Origin of the sequence: Hymenobacter lapidiphilus (assembly GCF_003417065.2) — a bacterium.
Classification (GTDB): domain Bacteria; phylum Bacteroidota; class Bacteroidia; order Cytophagales; family Hymenobacteraceae; genus Hymenobacter.
Genome location: NZ_QVLT01000039.1, coordinates 1 through 16,605 on the forward strand (window position 1 = coordinate 1; position 16,605 = coordinate 16,605).

The window sequence follows — 16,605 nt, forward strand, 5'->3', positions numbered from 1 at the left end:
CGGCGGGGGCGACCGGCTCGCGGCCCGGGCCCTCGTTAGCCGCCTGGCCGGGCCAACGGCCGAGGGCGGACCACTGCTACTACTGGCCCTGCGCGACCTGCAGCAATACGCCTCTGCGGCACGGCGGCAGAAGCCACCGGATTATCTTCCGAAAGCTTTTCGCGCGGCCAGCTGCGCGACGTGCTCAGCCGGGCCGGCATGTGCTACCTGCTACTCGACCGCCAAGGTATCATTCAGGATGTAAACACCTACTTCTGCGAGGTAACCGGGCACTTGGCCGATACGCTGATTGGGCGAGAGTATTTTGGCCTGTTTGCGCCTCCCAGCGAGCAGGAGCCCCGCCGCTACGCCTTTCAGCGGGCACTGGAAACGCAGGAAGTACAGGACTTCTTTGAGCATTCGCTGCTGACAATTTATGGCCGGGGGCGTACCTTCTTCTGGCACTCCGAGTTTGAGCGCGACATCGACGGGGCCATTACCGGCGTGCTGTTTGTAGGCCGCGACATCACCGACAAGCAGGTAGCCGTGCGGGCCCTTACCGACAACCGCAACCGCCTGCAGGACTTTCTCGACAACGCTCACGACCTGATTCAGAACCTGAGCATTGACAACCGCTTTCTGTTCGTGAACAAGGCCTGGAAGGAGAAGCTGGGCTACGACGATGAGGAGCTGCCCTCGCTCACACTGGCCAGCGTGGTGCATCCGTACTACAAGGCCAAGCTGCTTTACCAGTTGCGCAACCTGTACAAGGGCGAGAAAGTCAACAAGCTCGAAACCGTTTTCCTGACTAAGTCGGGCAAGCCCGTGCATTTGATTGGCTCCATTTCCTGCTCCTGGCAGGACAACGAGCCGGTGAGCACCCGCGCCATTCTGCACGATATCACCGACCGGATAAAGGCCGAGCGGCTGCAGAAGGTGTATTACAGCATTGCCAACCTGGCCATTAGCTCCAAGGATCTGTTGTCGCTGTACGGGGCCATTCACCGCGAGCTGAGCAAGATTATTGAAACCAATAACTTCTACATCGCTCTCTGCGACGAGGCCCGCACCCAGTTGCAGTTTGCTTATTTCGTCGATCAGAATGCCCCCGGCGAGCAGGCCATGATGACGCGGCCCTTCTCGACGGGTATTTCGGAGCATATTATTCGCACGGGCCGGCCGCTGTATCTGCTGCGCGAAGATCTGCAGCAGCTGGTGTCCGACGGGGCCGTAACGGCCTACGGCCTGATGCCGGAGGTAATGCTATGCTCGCCGCTGAGCATTGGCGAGCGGATTATCGGCGTAATTGCGGTGCAGGACTACCAGAAGGCCGATGCCTACGCGCCCTCCGACATCGAGATTCTACACTTCATCTCCAACCAGGTAGCGCTGGCCATTGAGCGCAAGCGCAACGAGGTCCAGATTCAGAAGCAGAATGCCCGCCTGAATGCCATTTTCGAGAGCGGCTCGCACCTGATGTGGTCGTTGGATACCCGCGCCCGGCTGGCCTCATTCAACCGCAACTACGCCGCCTATTTCCTGCGCCGCAACGGTGTGTACCCGGCCTTGGGCATGAACATGTGGCAGGCCGATGTGGCCCTGATGGACCCCGAGGCCCGCGAGGCCTTCATCAGCAATTACCGCCGCGCTTTCCAGGGGCACCCGCAGCGTTTCGAGGTGCGCCTGCGCGATGCCAAGGGCCAGGACTCGTGGCGCGAAATCTACCTCAACCCAATCTATCTCGAAGACGGCTCGTTTGAGGAAATTTCGGGCATTGCCCACGACATTACCGACAAAAAACGCTCGCAGCTGGAGCTGGTAGCTCAGGAGGAGAAATTCCGCGCCATTTTTGAGTCGTTTCAGGATGTGTACTACCGCACCGACACGCAGGGCATCATTACACTGCTTAGCCCCTCCGTATACGACATGCTGGGCTACCAGGCGGAAGAGGCCATCGGCCGGTTTATCGGTGACTTTTACATCAATCCGCACGAGCGCGACAACCTGTTGCAGCAGGTGCGCGAGAATGGCGAGGCGCGCAACTTTGAAGTGGCCATGCGCCACAAAGACGGCCACGCCGTGAGCGTGCTGGTGAACGCGCGCCGGCTGCTGGGCGACGTGGCTGGCAGCCAGCTGAACGGCACGGAAGGCATCGGGCGCGACATTACCGGCCTCAAGCAGATGCAGGACGACTTGCGCCTGGCCAAGGAAGCCGCCGAGCAGGCGCTGGAGGCCAAAACGCTGTTTCTGGCCAACATGAGCCACGAGCTGCGCACGCCCATGAACGGCATCATCGGCATGATTGACCTGCTGCACCAGACGGTAGCCAGCGAGGAGCAGGAGGAGTACGTGGACACGCTGCGCAAATCGTCGGACGCACTGCTGGCCATTCTGAACGACATTCTGGATCTGTCGAAAATCCAGGCCGGCAAGCTCCAGCTCAACGAGACGGGCATCGACCTGCACTATACGCTCGAAAAGATTTACTCGCTGTTTTCGAACCGCGCCAGCCAGAAACGGCTCAAGTTTACCTACCACCTCACGCCCAACACGCCGCGCTTCATCATTACCGATGAAACGCGCCTGCTCCAGGTTCTAAGTAACCTCACCTCCAACGCTATCAAGTTTACCTCGCAGGGTACGGTCAGCATCGTCGTATCGGTGGTGGCGGCTGCCGAAGCGGAGGAAACGGCTGACACTGCCGCCGAAGGGGCGTTTGAGGACAAGTACGAACTACGCTTCGCGGTGCAGGATTCGGGCATCGGTATTTCGCCCGACGACGAGAAGCTGCTCTTCACCAACTTCACCCAGCTCGATACCACGCCCACTAAAGCCTTTGGCGGAACTGGCCTGGGACTGGCCATCAGCAAGCAGCTGGCCGATATGCTGGGCGGCGAAATTGGGGTGTACTCCAACGTGGGCGAGGGCTCGACGTTCTGGTTTACCATTCGCTGCCAGGTGGCCCACAACGAGGAGGAAATTGTGCAAGAGCGCCGGCTGGCCCGCGAGCGGCCCCAGGAGGTGGTGCGTTTCGAAACCAACCCGCGCATTCTGCTCGTCGACGACAACCCCATCAATCAGAAAGTGGCCTCGCGCCTGCTCGACAAGCTGGGCTGCACCGTAACAGTGGCCGCCGATGGTTTTGAAGCCATCAGCCGGGCCATTGCGCCTGATACCCGCTACGACCTCATTTTCATGGACATTCAGATGCCGGAGATGGACGGCGTGACGGCCATGCGCGAAATCCGCCGCCGCCTGGGCCCCGGCTGCCCGCCGGTAGTAGCCATGACGGCCTACTCGATGCGCGAAGATGCCAAACGCTTCATAGAAGAGGGCATGGACGACTACATTGCCAAGCCCGTAAAAAGCCAGGATTTGTACGCCATGCTGCGCCGCTGGAGCAGCCCCGCAGCCCAGGCCGTACTCAGCCAGGTAGCCTCTGCCGCCGCTCCTGCTGCCGCGCCGGCTGCCCCAACCAATGGCACCCAGGCTCCCGAAACTGCTGCTCCTACACTGCCTGCCGAAGCCGCCGCAGGAATTGTGGTGGTAGATATGGCCATTGTGGAGCAATTGCGCCAGCTGGGGGGCGGCGAGTTCGCGGCCCAGCTCTACACCGATTTCGAGCAGGAAGCCGACCAGGTGCTGAGCGAGGCGGCCGCCTTGGTGGCCGATGGCCAGTACGCCGCTATTCTGCCTCACCTGCACCAGCTCAAGGGAACAGGCTTTACCTTAGGCATCTTGGCGCTGGCCGAAGGCGTAAAGTATCTGGAGCTAAAGCTGCGCGACCAGAATACGGAAAACACTGCTGCGGATTTTCAACTTTTACTTGTTTTATTTGCAGAATTCAGAGCCGTTTATCCTGCCCTGACACAGGCTCCCTGATGGGGCAAGGCACCACTGCCCCCCTCTCTCTCCTTTTACACAACCAACTCCCTCTCTGCCCACCACCTATGGAAAACTCAAACCCAAAAACCATCCTCATCGCCGAGGACAGCTCTGTTATTCTTAACCTGACTAAAAAAATTCTGGAGCTGCAGCAGTACCGCATTGTGTCGGCTAAAAACGGGGGCGAAGTCATCCGGCAGATCGAAAGCCAGCTCATCGACTGCGTGCTGATGGACATCAACATTCCGGTGAAAGACGGCATGGAATGCACCCGCGAAATCCGCCGCAACCCCGACCCGCGCATTGCCAAAATCCCGGTAATTGCTATTACCGGCAACGCCAACAACTACTCGATGGAGCAGTTCCGCGAAGCCGGCGTAACCGATTACCTGCCCAAGCCGCTCGATTTCGACGCCCTGGTGCGCGTGGTGAAGCAGTACGTGGGATAATCGAAGAAGCCAGGAGTTAGGAGCTAGAAGTCAGAATGCTTACTTGCCTACTCCTTCTAACACCTGGCTTCTAACTTCTAGCTTCTAGCTTCTGTTCATGCAAATCACTTTTCTGGGTACGGGTACGTCGCAGGGAGTACCCGCAATTGGGTGCACCTGCGACGTATGCCGCTCGGTTGATTACCGCGACAAGCGCCTGCGCGTATCGGTGCACCTGCAGGTAGCGGGCAAAAGCATCGTCATCGACTCGGGCCCCGACTTCCGGCAGCAGGTATTGCGCGCGCAAGTTGACCACCTCGATGCCGTTGTATTCACCCACGAGCACAAGGACCACACGGCTGGCCTCGACGACATCCGGGCCTACAACTTCCGGCAGCAGCAGGATATGCCTCTGCATGCCGAGCCCCGGGTGCTGGCGCAGCTGCAGCAGGAGTATGCCTACATTTTTGCCGACCGCAAATACCCCGGCATACCACAGGTAGAGCTCCACCCGATTGAAAGCGACACGGACATTTTTGAGGTGGCTGGCGTGCCGTTTCAGCCCATCCGGGCGCTGCACTACAAGCTGCCGGTACTGGGCTACCGGGTGGGCGGGTTCACCTACATTACCGATGCCAACTACCTCAGCCCCGAGTCGATGGAGCTGATGCGCGGCTCAGAAATCATCGTGCTCAACGCCCTGCGCCACGAGCAGCACATTTCCCATTTCACGCTGCAGCAGGCCGTTGCCATTCTCGAAGACTTGGCTCCGGCCCGCGGCTACCTCACCCACATCAGCCACCAGCTGGGCCGCCACCACAACGTGGAAGCCACTCTGCCCGAAAACATCCGCCTGGCTTACGACGGCCTGGTGGTAGGTTGTTAGTGGTCAGTGGTTGGCCCAAGTCGCGGGGAATGAGGTAGCGTGCGCCATATCAGCTTCTCGGCTCTCTGATCCCCCAATTCTCACCGAAGATGAATGTTATCCGCCTCGAAGACAAGTTTGCGCAGTTCACCGACCATTGGAACCCGCGCGTAATTGGGGAGCTCAACGACCAGCACCTGAAAATTGCGCGGGTGCAGGGCGAGTTCATCTGGCACAACCACGCCGCCGAAGACGAGTTGTTTATGGTCGTGAAAGGCCAGTTATTAATTGACTTCCGCGACGGCACCACGGCCTCGCTGCACCCCGGCGAGCTGCTGGTAGTGCCCCGCGGCACCGACCACCGCCCGCACAGCGCGGAGGAAACATGGATTCTGATGATCGAGCCCAAATCGACCGTAAACACCGGCAACCAGACCGCCAGCGAACTTACGCGCAGCCAGTTGGAACAAATTTAGCGGCAGTCCGGCCGCCGCCCGGCCACTAGGTTTTTTCAACCCGCAGGCTGATGGTAAAATCCTGCTTGGCAGGGTTATCCTGCTTGTTGGCCGCCAGCTTCCAGCTCGTGTAATGTACTACGTAGCGGCGGCCATTGGCCCGCACACTGGTCGTATCTGGATACTCACTGTTCACTATCAGTCGCCCCGACGAGGGCAATTTCAGCAACTGCGTCTGGCCATCGTGCCCGCTGATGGCCAACGTCGGCAGCACATGATCAGGAACAGAACACCGGGCGTTGCTCGGGCAGATGCTGAACTGCAAATCCTCTACCAGCACCGTTAGCTCCGGCGATGCGACCGAAGGCATGGTTGCCGACTGCCGGTAGTGCAGGTCGAAATCCTTGCCGAAGGCGGTAGCTACCACCTTCGGCTCAGCCTCGGAGCCGCAGCTGGTACAGGCAGCCAGCAGCGCCAACAGCAGCAGCGCGGTGGGTATGTGGCAGGGCTTTTTCATGCGGCTTACTTAACGGATGGAGGAACAGGACCGGGGTAGCAAGGGCTAACTTCATTTGTAGCAGGATTCGGGACGGGCAGAAATAGTTGCATCGCGGCAAAGGGCTGATTGCGGCGTTATTTGCGCAATTTGCGCCCCGGCCGTTCCGGCGTACGGAACGGCCTTCCTGCTCCCGTATTTTCTTTATCGATGCCCGCCAACTACTACTTTCTGCGTCAGCTGGCGCCCGCTTTAACCCACCAGTTGGCCGGCTATCAGGTAGTTGCCTGCTTCTCGCAGGAACGCGACGAGCTGGTGATTGGCCTGACCAACGGTGGGGCCGAATTTTGGCTTCGGCTTACGTTGGCCGCCGCCGGCACGCTGCTGGCCCTGCCCGAAAGCTTCCAGCGCACCCGCCAAAACTCGGTGGATTTGCTACCCAGCTTACTGGGCCAGCGGGTGGCGGCCGTAGCCGCCTGGCCCCACGACCGGGTGCTACAGCTTGACTTTGAGGGCGGAGCGCGGCTGGTGCTCAAGCTCTACGGCACCCGGCCCAATGCCGTGTTCCATCCCGCCGACCCGGCGGCCCCGGCCGAGCTGTTTCACCCGCGCTATGTGGCCGACGCCGACCTGTGCCCTCCCGCTAACCCCGCACCCGAAGCTAGCCCAGTGTCGGAAAGCGACCCGGCCAAGGCCTACCCCGCCCTCGGCGACCTGGGCCGGGCCTATCTGCTCACCCTGGGCTACGACCCGGCTTCGCTGGAAACCAAGCGCGAGCTGGTAGCGCAGGTGGTGAGCCAACTGGAGCAGCCCGCCGCCTTCTATATCGTGCGGCTCGGCAACCGCACCCGCTTTAGCCTGCTGCCCGTGGGCGAGGTGGAAGCCGAGCTGCCGGCCACCGACCCAATTGGGGCGCTACGCCGCTTCGTGCCGCGGCTGCTGGGCCGCCAGGCCTACGAAACCGAGTTGCGCCAGGTGCAGCAGCTGCTGGAAAAGCGCGCCGACATGGCCGCCACGGCCGCCCAGCACGCCCGCAACCGCCTGCACGCCCTCGAAAACACCAGCGGCTACCGCCAGACTGCCGACCTGATTATGGCTCACCTAAGCCAGATTCCGGCGGGCGCGGCCGAAGTGGAGGTAGAGGACTTTTACCAGCCCGGCCAGCGGCGCGTCATCAAGCTGAAGCCCACCGAAACGCCCCAGCGCACGGCCCAGAACCTGTACCGCAAGGCCAAAAACCAGCAGCGCGAAACCCGCGAGTTGGCCGAGCGCGCCGACCGCCGCGAAGCCGAAGCATTCGGGGCCCTGGAGTTGCTGGAGGAGCTGGCGGCGTTACCCGTTGGCGAGCTGCGGGCCCTGCGGCAGTGGCGCAAGCAACACGCCCTCGATGCCGCCGCCGCTACCAAAGCCGCCGCCGCCGAACTACCCTTCAAGGTGTTCGAGGATTCTGGCTTCTCGATTCTGGTGGGTCGTAACGCCGTCAACAACGACCTGCTCACCCAGCGCTACGCTCACAAAGACGACCTCTGGCTGCACGCCAAGGACGTTACCGGCTCGCACGTAGTCATCCGGCAGCGACCGGGCCAGCCGGTACCCGCGCCGGTGCTGGAGCGGGCCGCCCAGCTGGCCGCCTGGTACTCGCGCCGCCAGAACGATTCGCTGTGCCCGGTTATCTACACGCCCAAAAAGTACGTGCGCAAACCCCGCGGCGCCAAGCCGGGCCAGGTAGTGGTCGAGCGCGAAAAGGTGCTGCTGGTAGTGCCGGCTAATCCGTTCGAGCGGGCTTAACACCAGAGGGCCCCGTTGCAAACAATAAAGTTCAAGCGGAAACAACACGAAACGACCCCGGCAGCAACTGCTACCGGGGCCGTTTGAGTATGTTCACAAAATCCGTGAACCTCAGAACAGCGGAGCTAAATCCTTCACAATTCTTACTAATCCGTGCGCTAGCGCAACGGGCCTTTCATACCCATCATTTTGGCCATCTGGGCCATGCCGCCCTTGGTGCTGCTCATTTTATTCATAGTACGCATCACCTTGCGCATGTCCTCAAATTGCTTCATCAGCGCGTTTACCTGCTGAATATCGGTACCGGAGCCCAGGGCCAGGCGGCGGCGGCGCGAGCCGTTGAGCAGCTCGGGTTGGGCGCGCTCCTTGGGCGTCATGCTCTTGATGATGGCTTCGATAGGCTTGAAGGCATCGTCGTCGATTTCCACATCCTTCATGGCCTTACCCATACCCGGAATCATGCCTACCAGGTCTTTGATGTTGCCCATCTTCTTGATTTGCTCTAACTGAGAGAGGAAGTCGTCGAAGTTGAACTGATTCTTGCGGATTTTCTGGTTGATGCGCTTGGCCTCTTCCTCGTCAAACTGCTGCTGCGCGCGTTCTACCAGCGAAATCACGTCGCCCATGCCCAGGATGCGCTGGGCCATGCGGTCGGGGTAAAATAGGTCGAGGGCCTCCATCTTCTCGCCCGTCGAGATGAACTTGATGGGCTTTTCCACCACCGCCCGGATGCTGAGGGCCGCGCCGCCACGCGAGTCGCCGTCGAGCTTGGTGAGCACCACGCCGTCGAAGTTGAGGCGGTCGTTGAAGGTTTTGGCCGTGTTCACCGCGTCCTGGCCCGTCATCGAGTCCACTACGAACAGGGTTTCGGAGGGGTTTACGGCCCGCTTCACCTGCTCGATTTCGGCCATCATCTGCTCATCGACGGCCAAACGGCCGGCGGTGTCGATGATGACGACCTTCTTGTTGTTTTTGCGCGCGAACTCGATGGCGTTGCGCGAAATGTCCACCGGGTTCTTGTTGTCCGGCTCCGAGTACACGTCTACGCCCACCTGCTCGGCCAGCACTTTCAGCTGGTCGATGGCGGCGGGGCGGTACACGTCGCAGGCCACCAGCAGCACGTTGCGGCCCTGCTTTTTGAGGTGGGCCGCCAGCTTGCCGGCAAACGTGGTTTTGCCCGAGCCCTGCAGACCCGAAAGCAGAATCACGGCCGGGTCGCCCTTCACCTGGATGTCCTGCTTTTCGCCGCCCATGAGCTGGGTGAGCTCATCATAGACAATTTTGGTCATCAGCTGGCCCGGCGACACGGCTACCAGCACGTCGCGGCCCATGGCCTCTTCCTTGATTTTGTCGGTGACTTCCTTGGCGACTTTGTAGTTCACGTCGGCGTCCACCAACGCCCGGCGAATCTCCTTTACGGTGGCCGCGACGTTAATTTCGGTAATGCTGCCCTGGCCTTTAAGGGTTTTAAAGGCTTTATCGAGCTTGGTTGAGAGGCTATCGAACATGAATCACTGATTTGCGCTGATTGAATCGCTGATTTACGCTGATCAGTCATGATTTCACTGATTGCAGACGTCAAACCGTCATAATCAGCGAAATCACGATTAATCAGCGTAAATCAGCGATTCAAAAGTAACCAGAAAAGCCCGAAAAGCCGTCAGCGCGTTACCTTCGCACTTCACCGCCCGCCCGCCGCACTGTGCCCGATTCTGTTCGCCCGCTTCGCCTGCTTGTTATTACCTACTACTGGCCGCCTTCGGGCGGCGCGGGCGTGCAGCGCAGCCTCAAGTTCGTCAAGCATCTGCCCGAGTTCGGCATCGAGCCCACGGTCATCACCGTCGATCCGGCGCAGGCGGCTTACCCGGTACTCGATGAAAGCCTGGCCGCCGATGTGCCGGCGAGCGTGCGCGTGATTCGGACTAGTACGTTTGAGCCCTTCGACAGCTACAAGCGCCTGACGGGCCGGCGGCAGGTGCCCTACGGGGGTTTTGTGGGCGAGAACAAGGCCAGCCGCAGCCAGCAGCTGTTCAAGTTCGTGCGCGGCAACCTGTTCATTCCCGATGCGCGCCGGGGTTGGAACCGTTTCGTGCTCGACGCCGTGGCCAGACTGGTGGCCGCCGGCGAGCAATTCGACGCCGTGCTCACTTCGTCGCCGCCCCACTCCACCCAGCTGATCGGGCTGGAGCTGAAGCGCCGCTACGGCCTGCGCTGGCTGGCCGATTTGCGCGACCCCTGGACCGATATCTACTACTACAAGGAGCTGAACCACCTGCCTCCCGCCCGCTGGCTCGATGCCCGCTACGAGCGCCAGGTGCTGGAACAGGCCGATGTGGTGCTGGTGACCAGCGCCCACACCAAGCGAATTTTTGCGGCGAAGTCGACCAACATCGACCCGGCCAACATCCAGGTGCTGCCCAACGGCTACGACGAGGCCGATTTCCGGGAGCCCAGCCAGCCGCCCACCGACGCGCTGCTGGTAACGCACACTGGCACTATTTCGGAAACCTACCGCCTCGACCAACTGCTGGCCGCCGCCGCCGAGTGCGCCCGCCGCCACCCCGACGTACCGTTGCGCCTGCGCTTCGTGGGCAAGGTTTCCGACGGCATCCGGCAGCAGGCCGAAGCGGCCGGACTGGCCGGGCGCATTGAGTTTGTACCCTTTGTGCCTCACCACGAGTCGGTGGGCTACTTGCTGCGGAGCACGGCCCTGCTGCTGGCCATTCCGGATGTGGCCAACAACCGGGGCATTCTGCCGGGCAAAGTATTCGAGTATCTGGCCGCCAACAAGCCGATTCTGTGCGTGGGACCCATCGGTTCCGACGCCGACCTGCTGCTGCGCGAAACCGGGGCCGGCCGCACCCTGCCCCCCGATGCCTACGCCGACCTGCTCGACGCCTTTGAGGGCCTGGTGGCCCGCTGGCGCATCAACTCCAACCTCGACCTGCCCGGCCCCCGCCCCGCCCGCTACTCCCGCCGCGCCCTCACGGAAAGGCTGGCTAGGCTGATTGGTCGAGGCGAGTGAGAAGGGAGAAAAAGAACGTCATTCTGAGCGCAGCCGAAGATTCTCTACCGCAATGGCAATCCTGTTGCCCCAACGAAGCGGTAGAGATTCTTCGGCTGCGCTCAGAATGACCTTCACTCGATTCGACTTTCCCCTACTTATCACCGCCCCAACACGCCGCGCAGCTTGGCCGGCAGCAGCCCAATGGCGCGGGCTTTCCAATCGGCCCACGGCGAATGGCTCAGGCCCTGCCCCTGCCACGCGCCGATGGCCTGGGCCAGGTGCTGGGCCAGGGTGCGGTAGTGGCGGCGGTGGTAGTGGCGCAGGTTGTTAGTCACGTCGGCAGGCGTCTGCACGAACTCGCGCACGTCGAGGATGAAGCAGTTTTCGGCCGAAGTCACGAATTCGGCCAACGCCTGGTTCATAAGTTCGTGACGTGCCTGGGCCCCGGTTTCGCCCGAGTCGGGCACGTCGATTTCGGCCCCGTTGAGCAGGAAAACGGGCACGCGAGCCGGCACCTGGGCCCGTAGCCAGCGCAGGTTCTGCTGAAACTCGGCGGGCGAAATCGGGCCTTCGGGCGCAAACTCGCGGGCGAAACGGCGCAGAAAATCCTCATCCATTCGCTGAAAACGGCGCTGGGCGTAGCGGTCGGCCAGCGCGGCGGGCGGCTCGGCCGTAATATTCTGGTAGGCGCCGAAGGGTACACGGTGGCCGGTAGTACGCTCGCGGTACAGCGGCTGGGTGTAGTCCATCAACGGGCTGTACACCAGCACGTCGTAACCAGACTCCCAGAGGCGCGTGTCGAAAGCCTCGCGGCCCAAGAAAGGCAACGCGGCGGCCAAGCGCTGCTGCTCGGCGGCGGACCACTCGCGGGTGGCGCGCAGCAGCAGCGTGTGCTCCAGATGTACCGGAATCTGGTGCTCGTTGTTGAAGTTGAACTCCTCGGTTACGTCGAGGTCGAAGGCCTGCAGGAAGGGCGTGAGCTGGCCCAAGTCGCAGCCGCCCTTCAGCAGCACCCGCAGCCGCTTTTGGGGCGTGCCCGCCACCGGGGTAGCTGGGATTTCGGGCGCGGTGACAGCAGCTCCGCTGGTAATCCAGGTAGGTTTTTCGGTTGGGCTTAGTTCAGTGGCCACTTCGCCCCGCACTTCCAGCGCCGGAAAACCCAGGTAAGCGTAGGTGAACTGCTCGATGCCCAGGTGCAGAATACGGCAGGAAAACACGAGTTGCTCCAGCCGGTTTTCGGCCACATGAAGGCAATAGATGCCCACTAGGCCATAGTCGCCGAACCGGTCGTGCACGCGCACGGTGCCCCAACGGCGGGCCGGGTCGCGCAGGCTGACCTCCAACTCGGGCAGCGTTACGCGGCGCTTGGTGAAATTGAGTTGGTTGGAGCGGTTGATGAGCTCTTCGAGCCGGCCCAAATCGGGCATCACCGCAGCCGGGCCCTCACGGAATTCCACTTGCACCTGGGCATCGCGCAGGAAGGCCAGGTTGTCATCGTACTGGATACGGGCTTGCTGTTGGCGCTCCAACAGCTTGTATTGCGCCAAGCGCGAGAGCGTGGGGTCGGGCTGGCCGCTGGCGCGCAGCAACGGGGCCAGTTGGGGCAGCTCGGTGGGGTCAGCGACCTGCAAATCAGGATTGTAGAACTGCGCTTCGGCCCGGTTGGCGGGGTTGTCGTCGAGAAACAGGACATTTGGCGCCCGCAACTGCATCTGGGTCAGCAGCTCCTTAATAATGGGGCCCTTGGGCTGCCAGCTGATGCGCGGGAACACGAACAGCTCCCAGATTCCCAGCTCCCGCAGCCGCGCCTCAGCCGGGGCAAAGTCGTTTTTGCTGACGATGGTGTGCACAATACCGCGGGCCGCCGTGTCGCGCACCAGCTGCAGGTTGGCCTCCACTGCCGTTACCGCGCCTTCCGAGAGCGTGCCCTGCCAGAACGTGTCGTCGAGGTCCCAGATGACGAGCTTGACGGGGGCATCAGTTGCCAGTATCATTCAGTTGCTAGTTGCTAGTTGCCAGGCAAAGGAACGTCATTCAGAGCGAAGCGAAGAATCTCGCTTGAACTCGTTGAACAATCGTCGCGCAACCGTAGTGAGCGAGATTCTTCGCTGCGCTCTGAATGACGTTCCTTTGCCTGGCAACTCACCACTGGCAACTGATAACTGCCTACTTTTGCCCTCCCCCATCCCGGCTGCTTATCGAGCCGGCACTTCCTTCTCTCATTACCTTTCTCATGGCCCTCGACCTCAACCATAAATCCATTCTGGTAACCGGCGGCACCGGTTCGTTCGGCAAGCAGTTCGTCGAAACCGTGTTCCGGCTCTATCCGCAGGTGAAACGGCTGGTGGTGTACTCGCGCGATGAGCTCAAGCAGTACGAGATGTCGCAGCTGTTTCCGCATTCCGAGTTTCCGGCTATCCGCTACTTCATCGGCGATGTGCGCGACGGCGAGCGGCTCAAGCGGGCCTGCGAGGGTATCGACATCATTGTGCACGCCGCCGCCCTCAAGCAGGTGCCCGCCGCCGAGTACAACCCGATGGAGTGCATTAAAACCAATATTTTCGGGGCCGAGAATGTGATTAACGCGGCCCTCGACTGCGGCATAACCGACGTGGTGGCCCTGAGCACCGACAAGGCCGCCGCGCCAATTAACCTCTACGGCGCCACCAAGCTCTGCTCCGACAAGCTGTTTGTGGCCGCCAACAACATGAAGGGCTCGCGCGATTTGCGCTTTTCGGTGGTGCGCTACGGCAACGTAATCGGCTCGCGGGGCTCAGTGGTACCATTTTTCCTGCAGCGCCGTGCGTCGGGTGTACTGCCGATCACCCACCCCGACATGACGCGCTTCCACATCTCGCTCGATGAGGGCGTGGACTTGGTGCTGTATGCGCTGGAAAACAGCTGGGGCGGCGAGATTTTTGTACCCAAAATTCCGAGCTATAAAATCACGGAAGTGGCCGAAGCCATCGGCCCCAACTGCCGGCAGGAAGTCGTGGGCATCCGGCCCGGCGAGAAGCTGCACGAGGAAATGATTACCGAAACCGACGCCCTGAGCACCGTCGAGCTCGACAAATATTACGTCATTCTGCCCTTCACCCCGCGCTGGGATGTGGACGAGTTCATCGCCCACTTCCACGGCCGCCGCACCGAGCCCGGCTTCCATTACGACTCCAGCAACAACACCGACTGGCTCTCGGCCGAGCAAATCCGCGAGGAAATCCGCCTGCACGTGGACGCGGATTTTGTAGTGTAGGGAAGGTCTGATAGCGTTTTCTCGCGGAGGCTCATGCAGGAATGTGCAGAAGCGAAGAGAGGATTTCCTTTTATCCTCTCTTCGCTTCTGCGAGAAAAACCCGTTGAAAAGCGACTTCTAAACAACCAGCCCGCCGCCATACTTTTGGGTTTATGAACGCCTCCCATTTCCAGCCAACCCGCCCCATTGCCTACGGCCGTCAGCACATCACCGCCGATGATGAACAGGCCGTGCTGGCTGCCCTGCGCTCCGACTATCTCACCCAGGGGCCGCTGGTGGCGGAGTTTGAAGAAAAATTTGCGGCTTACGTGGGGGCTGAATACGCAGTGGCGGTGAGCAATGGTACGGCGGCGCTGCACCTATGCGCGCTGGCGCTAGGCGTGCAGCCCGGCCAACGCGTTATCACCACGCCCATCACATTTGCTGCCTCGGCCAACTGCGTACGCTACTGCGGCGGCGAGGTGCATTTCGTTGATATCGACCCCGCCACCGCGCTCATCGACCTGGCAGCCGTGCGCCAGCTGCTCGAAAGCCACCCCAAAGGCTATTTCCACGGGCTGATTCCGGTAGATTTCGCGGGCCTGCCGGTGAACTTGGAGCAGGCCCGCCAGCTTTGCGACGAGTTCGGCCTCTGGCTGCTCGAAGACAGCTGCCACGCGCCTGGCGGGTCGTTCGTGGATAGCCAGGGCCAGGCCCAGAACTGCGGCAACGGCCAGTTCGCCGATCTGGCCATCTTCAGCTTCCACCCCGTGAAGCACATTGCCACCGGCGAGGGCGGCATGATTACCACCAACCGCCGCGACCTGTACGAGCACTTGCTGCGCCTGCGCACCCACGGCATCACCAAAGAAGCCAAACAACTCAGCCGCCCCGATGAAGGCGGCTGGTACATGGAGATGCAGGAGCTAGGCTATAACTACCGCCTGCCCGACATGCTGTGCGCCCTGGGCATCAGCCAGCTGCAGCGCGCCGACGAGGGCATGGCGCGCCGCCGTACGCTGGCCGCCCGCTACGATGCAGCTTTCGCCGAACTACCCGCCGTTCGGCCCCTGGCCGGCGCACCGGGCCACGCCTACCACTTGTATGTGATTCAGGTAGCCGACCGCCGAGGCCTGTACGATGCGTTGCGCGAAAAGCAGATTTTTGCGCAGGTACACTACATTCCGGTACATCGGATGCCCTACTACCAAAGTCTGGGTTGGTTGGAAGGCGACTTTCCGCAGGCCGAAGCCTACTACGCCCACTGCCTCAGCATCCCGCTGTTCCCCAGCCTCACCGATGAGGAGCAACATTATGTGATTGACTGCATTCGGGAGTTCATTTCGCAGCAGGAACCGGCGTGAAAAAGGTTGGCATCATTTCGCAGGCCCGCATGACCAGCACCCGGCTGCCGGGCAAAGTGCTGCAGCCGATTGGCGGCCGGCCGCTGCTGGCGTACCATATCGAGCGGCTGCAAGCCAGCGGACTACCTGTTTATCTGGCCATCACCACCAACGCCACCGACGACCCGCTGGCCGATTTCGCGGCGGCCCACAGCTTGCCCGTTACCCGCGGCCCCGAAGACGACGTACTGGCCCGCTACCAGCAGTGCGCCGCCGCGCACGAGCTGGACGTTATCGTGCGCGTAACCTCCGACTGCCCGCTGCTGGATGATGGGCTGATTGCGCAAGCCGTGCAGGAGTATCTGGCGGCCGACAACCCGCGCCTCTACCTCTCCAACGTGCTGGTGCGCACCTATCCGCGGGGTTTCGATTTCGAGGTCTTCTCGCGGGAACTGCTGGAGAAAGCCTATCAACACGCTACCACCGCTGCCGACCGGGAGCACGTCACGCCCTACATCCACCAGAACCGCTCGGGCCGGGTGGACTTCGCCCACGTAACCCGCCCCACCAACCGCAGCAACTACCGCATCACCGTCGATACGGCCGAGGATTTTGAGCTGATTCGCCGGCTGATAGAAGAGCATCAAGCTGATACTTTAGCGACTGAGGAGCTGATTGACTTACTTGACAGGCACCCGGAGTTAGTAGCTATAAATGCTCATATTGAGCAGAAGAAGCTGTAGTTGAAATATTTCGCATCCTGTTATATTGCAGACAATAGCTATGTATACATACTAATAAATTCAAACTTATTAATATGTTCACACTCTTTACATTTAGATTTTTATGCGCAGAAGCTATCCTATATTTCATTGGTTGTTAGTGATTCTAATAAGCCCCTTACTGTTAATATTCATTGACATATTATTAAAAGAAACTCCTAACCAATTATTTGACTCTATATCTATGTACTTACTCTTTCTACTATTCGGCTTTATCTTTTCAATTCCCACATCTATAGTTTATTTTATCTACTTCAACCACTTGCCAGATTATAATAATGATCTTATTTCAACTAAAATTATCTTGATTTTAATTTCAGTTGTTGGGATTTGCCTCACAATGAT

At 60.5% G+C, this 16,605-nt stretch carries 12 protein-coding genes; 9 read left to right on the forward strand and 3 right to left on the reverse strand.

The genetic code is table 11. The annotated features are described in order from the left end of the window. Window positions 1–198 precede the first annotated feature (198 nt). From D0N36_RS16895 to D0N36_RS16910, 4 genes are all read left to right on the forward strand, one after another. Window positions 199–3,861 (forward strand): PAS domain S-box protein, encoded by a 3,663-nt coding sequence (locus tag D0N36_RS16895; protein WP_190242732.1) that lies wholly within the window; start codon window positions 199–201, stop codon window positions 3,859–3,861. A 68-nt stretch (window positions 3,862–3,929) separates the two neighbouring features. Then, window positions 3,930–4,313 carry a response regulator gene (locus D0N36_RS16900; RefSeq protein WP_116943005.1) on the forward strand — a complete coding sequence of 128 codons (384 nt, stop codon included), beginning with the start codon at window positions 3,930–3,932 and terminating at the stop codon, window positions 4,311–4,313. A gap of 97 nt (window positions 4,314–4,410) precedes the next feature. After that, a complete protein-coding gene (locus D0N36_RS16905) occupies window positions 4,411–5,178 on the forward strand; it encodes an MBL fold metallo-hydrolase (protein ID WP_116943006.1) in 768 nt (255 codons plus the stop codon). Window positions 5,179–5,267: 89 nt separating this feature from the next. Next, a complete protein-coding gene (locus tag D0N36_RS16910) occupies window positions 5,268–5,633 on the forward strand; it encodes a cupin domain-containing protein (protein ID WP_116943007.1) in 366 nt (121 codons plus the stop codon). A gap of 25 nt (window positions 5,634–5,658) precedes the next feature. Here D0N36_RS16910 and D0N36_RS16915 read toward each other — a convergent pair whose 3' ends face one another. After that, a complete protein-coding gene (locus D0N36_RS16915; RefSeq protein ID WP_116943008.1) occupies window positions 5,659–6,129 on the reverse strand; it encodes a hypothetical protein in 471 nt (156 codons plus the stop codon). A gap of 189 nt (window positions 6,130–6,318) precedes the next feature. Here D0N36_RS16915 and D0N36_RS16920 point away from each other — a divergent pair, with 189 nt between their 5' ends. After that, window positions 6,319–7,896 (forward strand): NFACT RNA binding domain-containing protein, encoded by a 1,578-nt coding sequence (locus D0N36_RS16920; RefSeq protein ID WP_116943009.1) that lies wholly within the window; start codon window positions 6,319–6,321, stop codon window positions 7,894–7,896. A 158-nt stretch (window positions 7,897–8,054) separates the two neighbouring features. On the opposite strand, the gene ffh is transcribed toward D0N36_RS16920, so the two are convergent. Next, entirely contained in the window at window positions 8,055–9,404 is a 1,350-nt protein-coding gene (ffh, locus tag D0N36_RS16925) for a signal recognition particle protein (protein WP_116943010.1), read from the reverse strand. 194 nt (window positions 9,405–9,598) lie between these two features. Between ffh and D0N36_RS16930 the strand changes: the two genes are divergently transcribed. Continuing rightward, on the forward strand, window positions 9,599–10,921 hold the full coding sequence (locus tag D0N36_RS16930; protein ID WP_242478976.1) for a glycosyltransferase family 4 protein: 1,323 nt from the start codon (window positions 9,599–9,601) through the stop codon (window positions 10,919–10,921). 140 nt (window positions 10,922–11,061) lie between these two features. Here D0N36_RS16930 and D0N36_RS16935 read toward each other — a convergent pair whose 3' ends face one another. After that, the gene (locus D0N36_RS16935) at window positions 11,062–12,897 is read right to left on the reverse strand and encodes a hypothetical protein (RefSeq protein WP_116943011.1); all 1,836 of its coding nucleotides are present in this window, start codon (window positions 12,895–12,897) and stop codon (window positions 11,062–11,064) included. A 239-nt stretch (window positions 12,898–13,136) separates the two neighbouring features. On the opposite strand from D0N36_RS16935, the gene pseB reads away from it, so the two are divergent. From pseB to D0N36_RS16950, 3 genes are all read left to right on the forward strand, one after another. Beyond that, window positions 13,137–14,156: a UDP-N-acetylglucosamine 4,6-dehydratase (inverting) gene (gene pseB, locus D0N36_RS16940; RefSeq protein ID WP_116943012.1), complete on the forward strand. Its 1,020-nt coding sequence runs from the start codon at window positions 13,137–13,139 to the stop codon at window positions 14,154–14,156. A 152-nt stretch (window positions 14,157–14,308) separates the two neighbouring features. Next, the gene (gene pseC / locus D0N36_RS16945) at window positions 14,309–15,499 is read left to right on the forward strand and encodes a UDP-4-amino-4,6-dideoxy-N-acetyl-beta-L-altrosamine transaminase (protein WP_116943013.1); all 1,191 of its coding nucleotides are present in this window, start codon (window positions 14,309–14,311) and stop codon (window positions 15,497–15,499) included. After that, complete coding sequence (locus D0N36_RS16950) at window positions 15,496–16,221, forward strand: cytidylyltransferase domain-containing protein (RefSeq protein ID WP_116943014.1); 726 nt, start codon at window positions 15,496–15,498, stop codon at window positions 16,219–16,221. The genes pseC and D0N36_RS16950 overlap by 4 nt, the downstream gene beginning before the upstream one ends. Window positions 16,222–16,605: the final 384 nt, after the last annotated feature.

Bases quoted from the DNA above. Each gene is read 5' to 3' on its own strand.
- ffh (WP_116943010.1), bottom strand. From the start codon at position 9,404: ATGTTCGATAGCCTCTCAACCAAGCTCGATAAAGCCTTTAAAACCCTT.
- pseB (WP_116943012.1), top strand. From the start codon at position 13,137: ATGGCCCTCGACCTCAACCATAAATCCATTCTGGTAACCGGCGGCACC.
- D0N36_RS16920 (WP_116943009.1), top strand. From the start codon at position 6,319: ATGCCCGCCAACTACTACTTTCTGCGTCAGCTGGCGCCCGCTTTAACC.
- D0N36_RS16935 (WP_116943011.1), bottom strand. From the start codon at position 12,897: ATGATACTGGCAACTGATGCCCCCGTCAAGCTCGTCATCTGGGACCTC.
- D0N36_RS16915 (WP_116943008.1), bottom strand. From the start codon at position 6,129: ATGAAAAAGCCCTGCCACATACCCACCGCGCTGCTGCTGTTGGCGCTG.
- D0N36_RS16910 (WP_116943007.1), top strand. From the start codon at position 5,268: ATGAATGTTATCCGCCTCGAAGACAAGTTTGCGCAGTTCACCGACCAT.
- D0N36_RS16900 (WP_116943005.1), top strand. From the start codon at position 3,930: ATGGAAAACTCAAACCCAAAAACCATCCTCATCGCCGAGGACAGCTCT.
- D0N36_RS16905 (WP_116943006.1), top strand. From the start codon at position 4,411: ATGCAAATCACTTTTCTGGGTACGGGTACGTCGCAGGGAGTACCCGCA.
- D0N36_RS16895 (WP_190242732.1), top strand. From the start codon at position 199: ATGTGCTACCTGCTACTCGACCGCCAAGGTATCATTCAGGATGTAAAC.
- pseC (WP_116943013.1), top strand. From the start codon at position 14,309: ATGAACGCCTCCCATTTCCAGCCAACCCGCCCCATTGCCTACGGCCGT.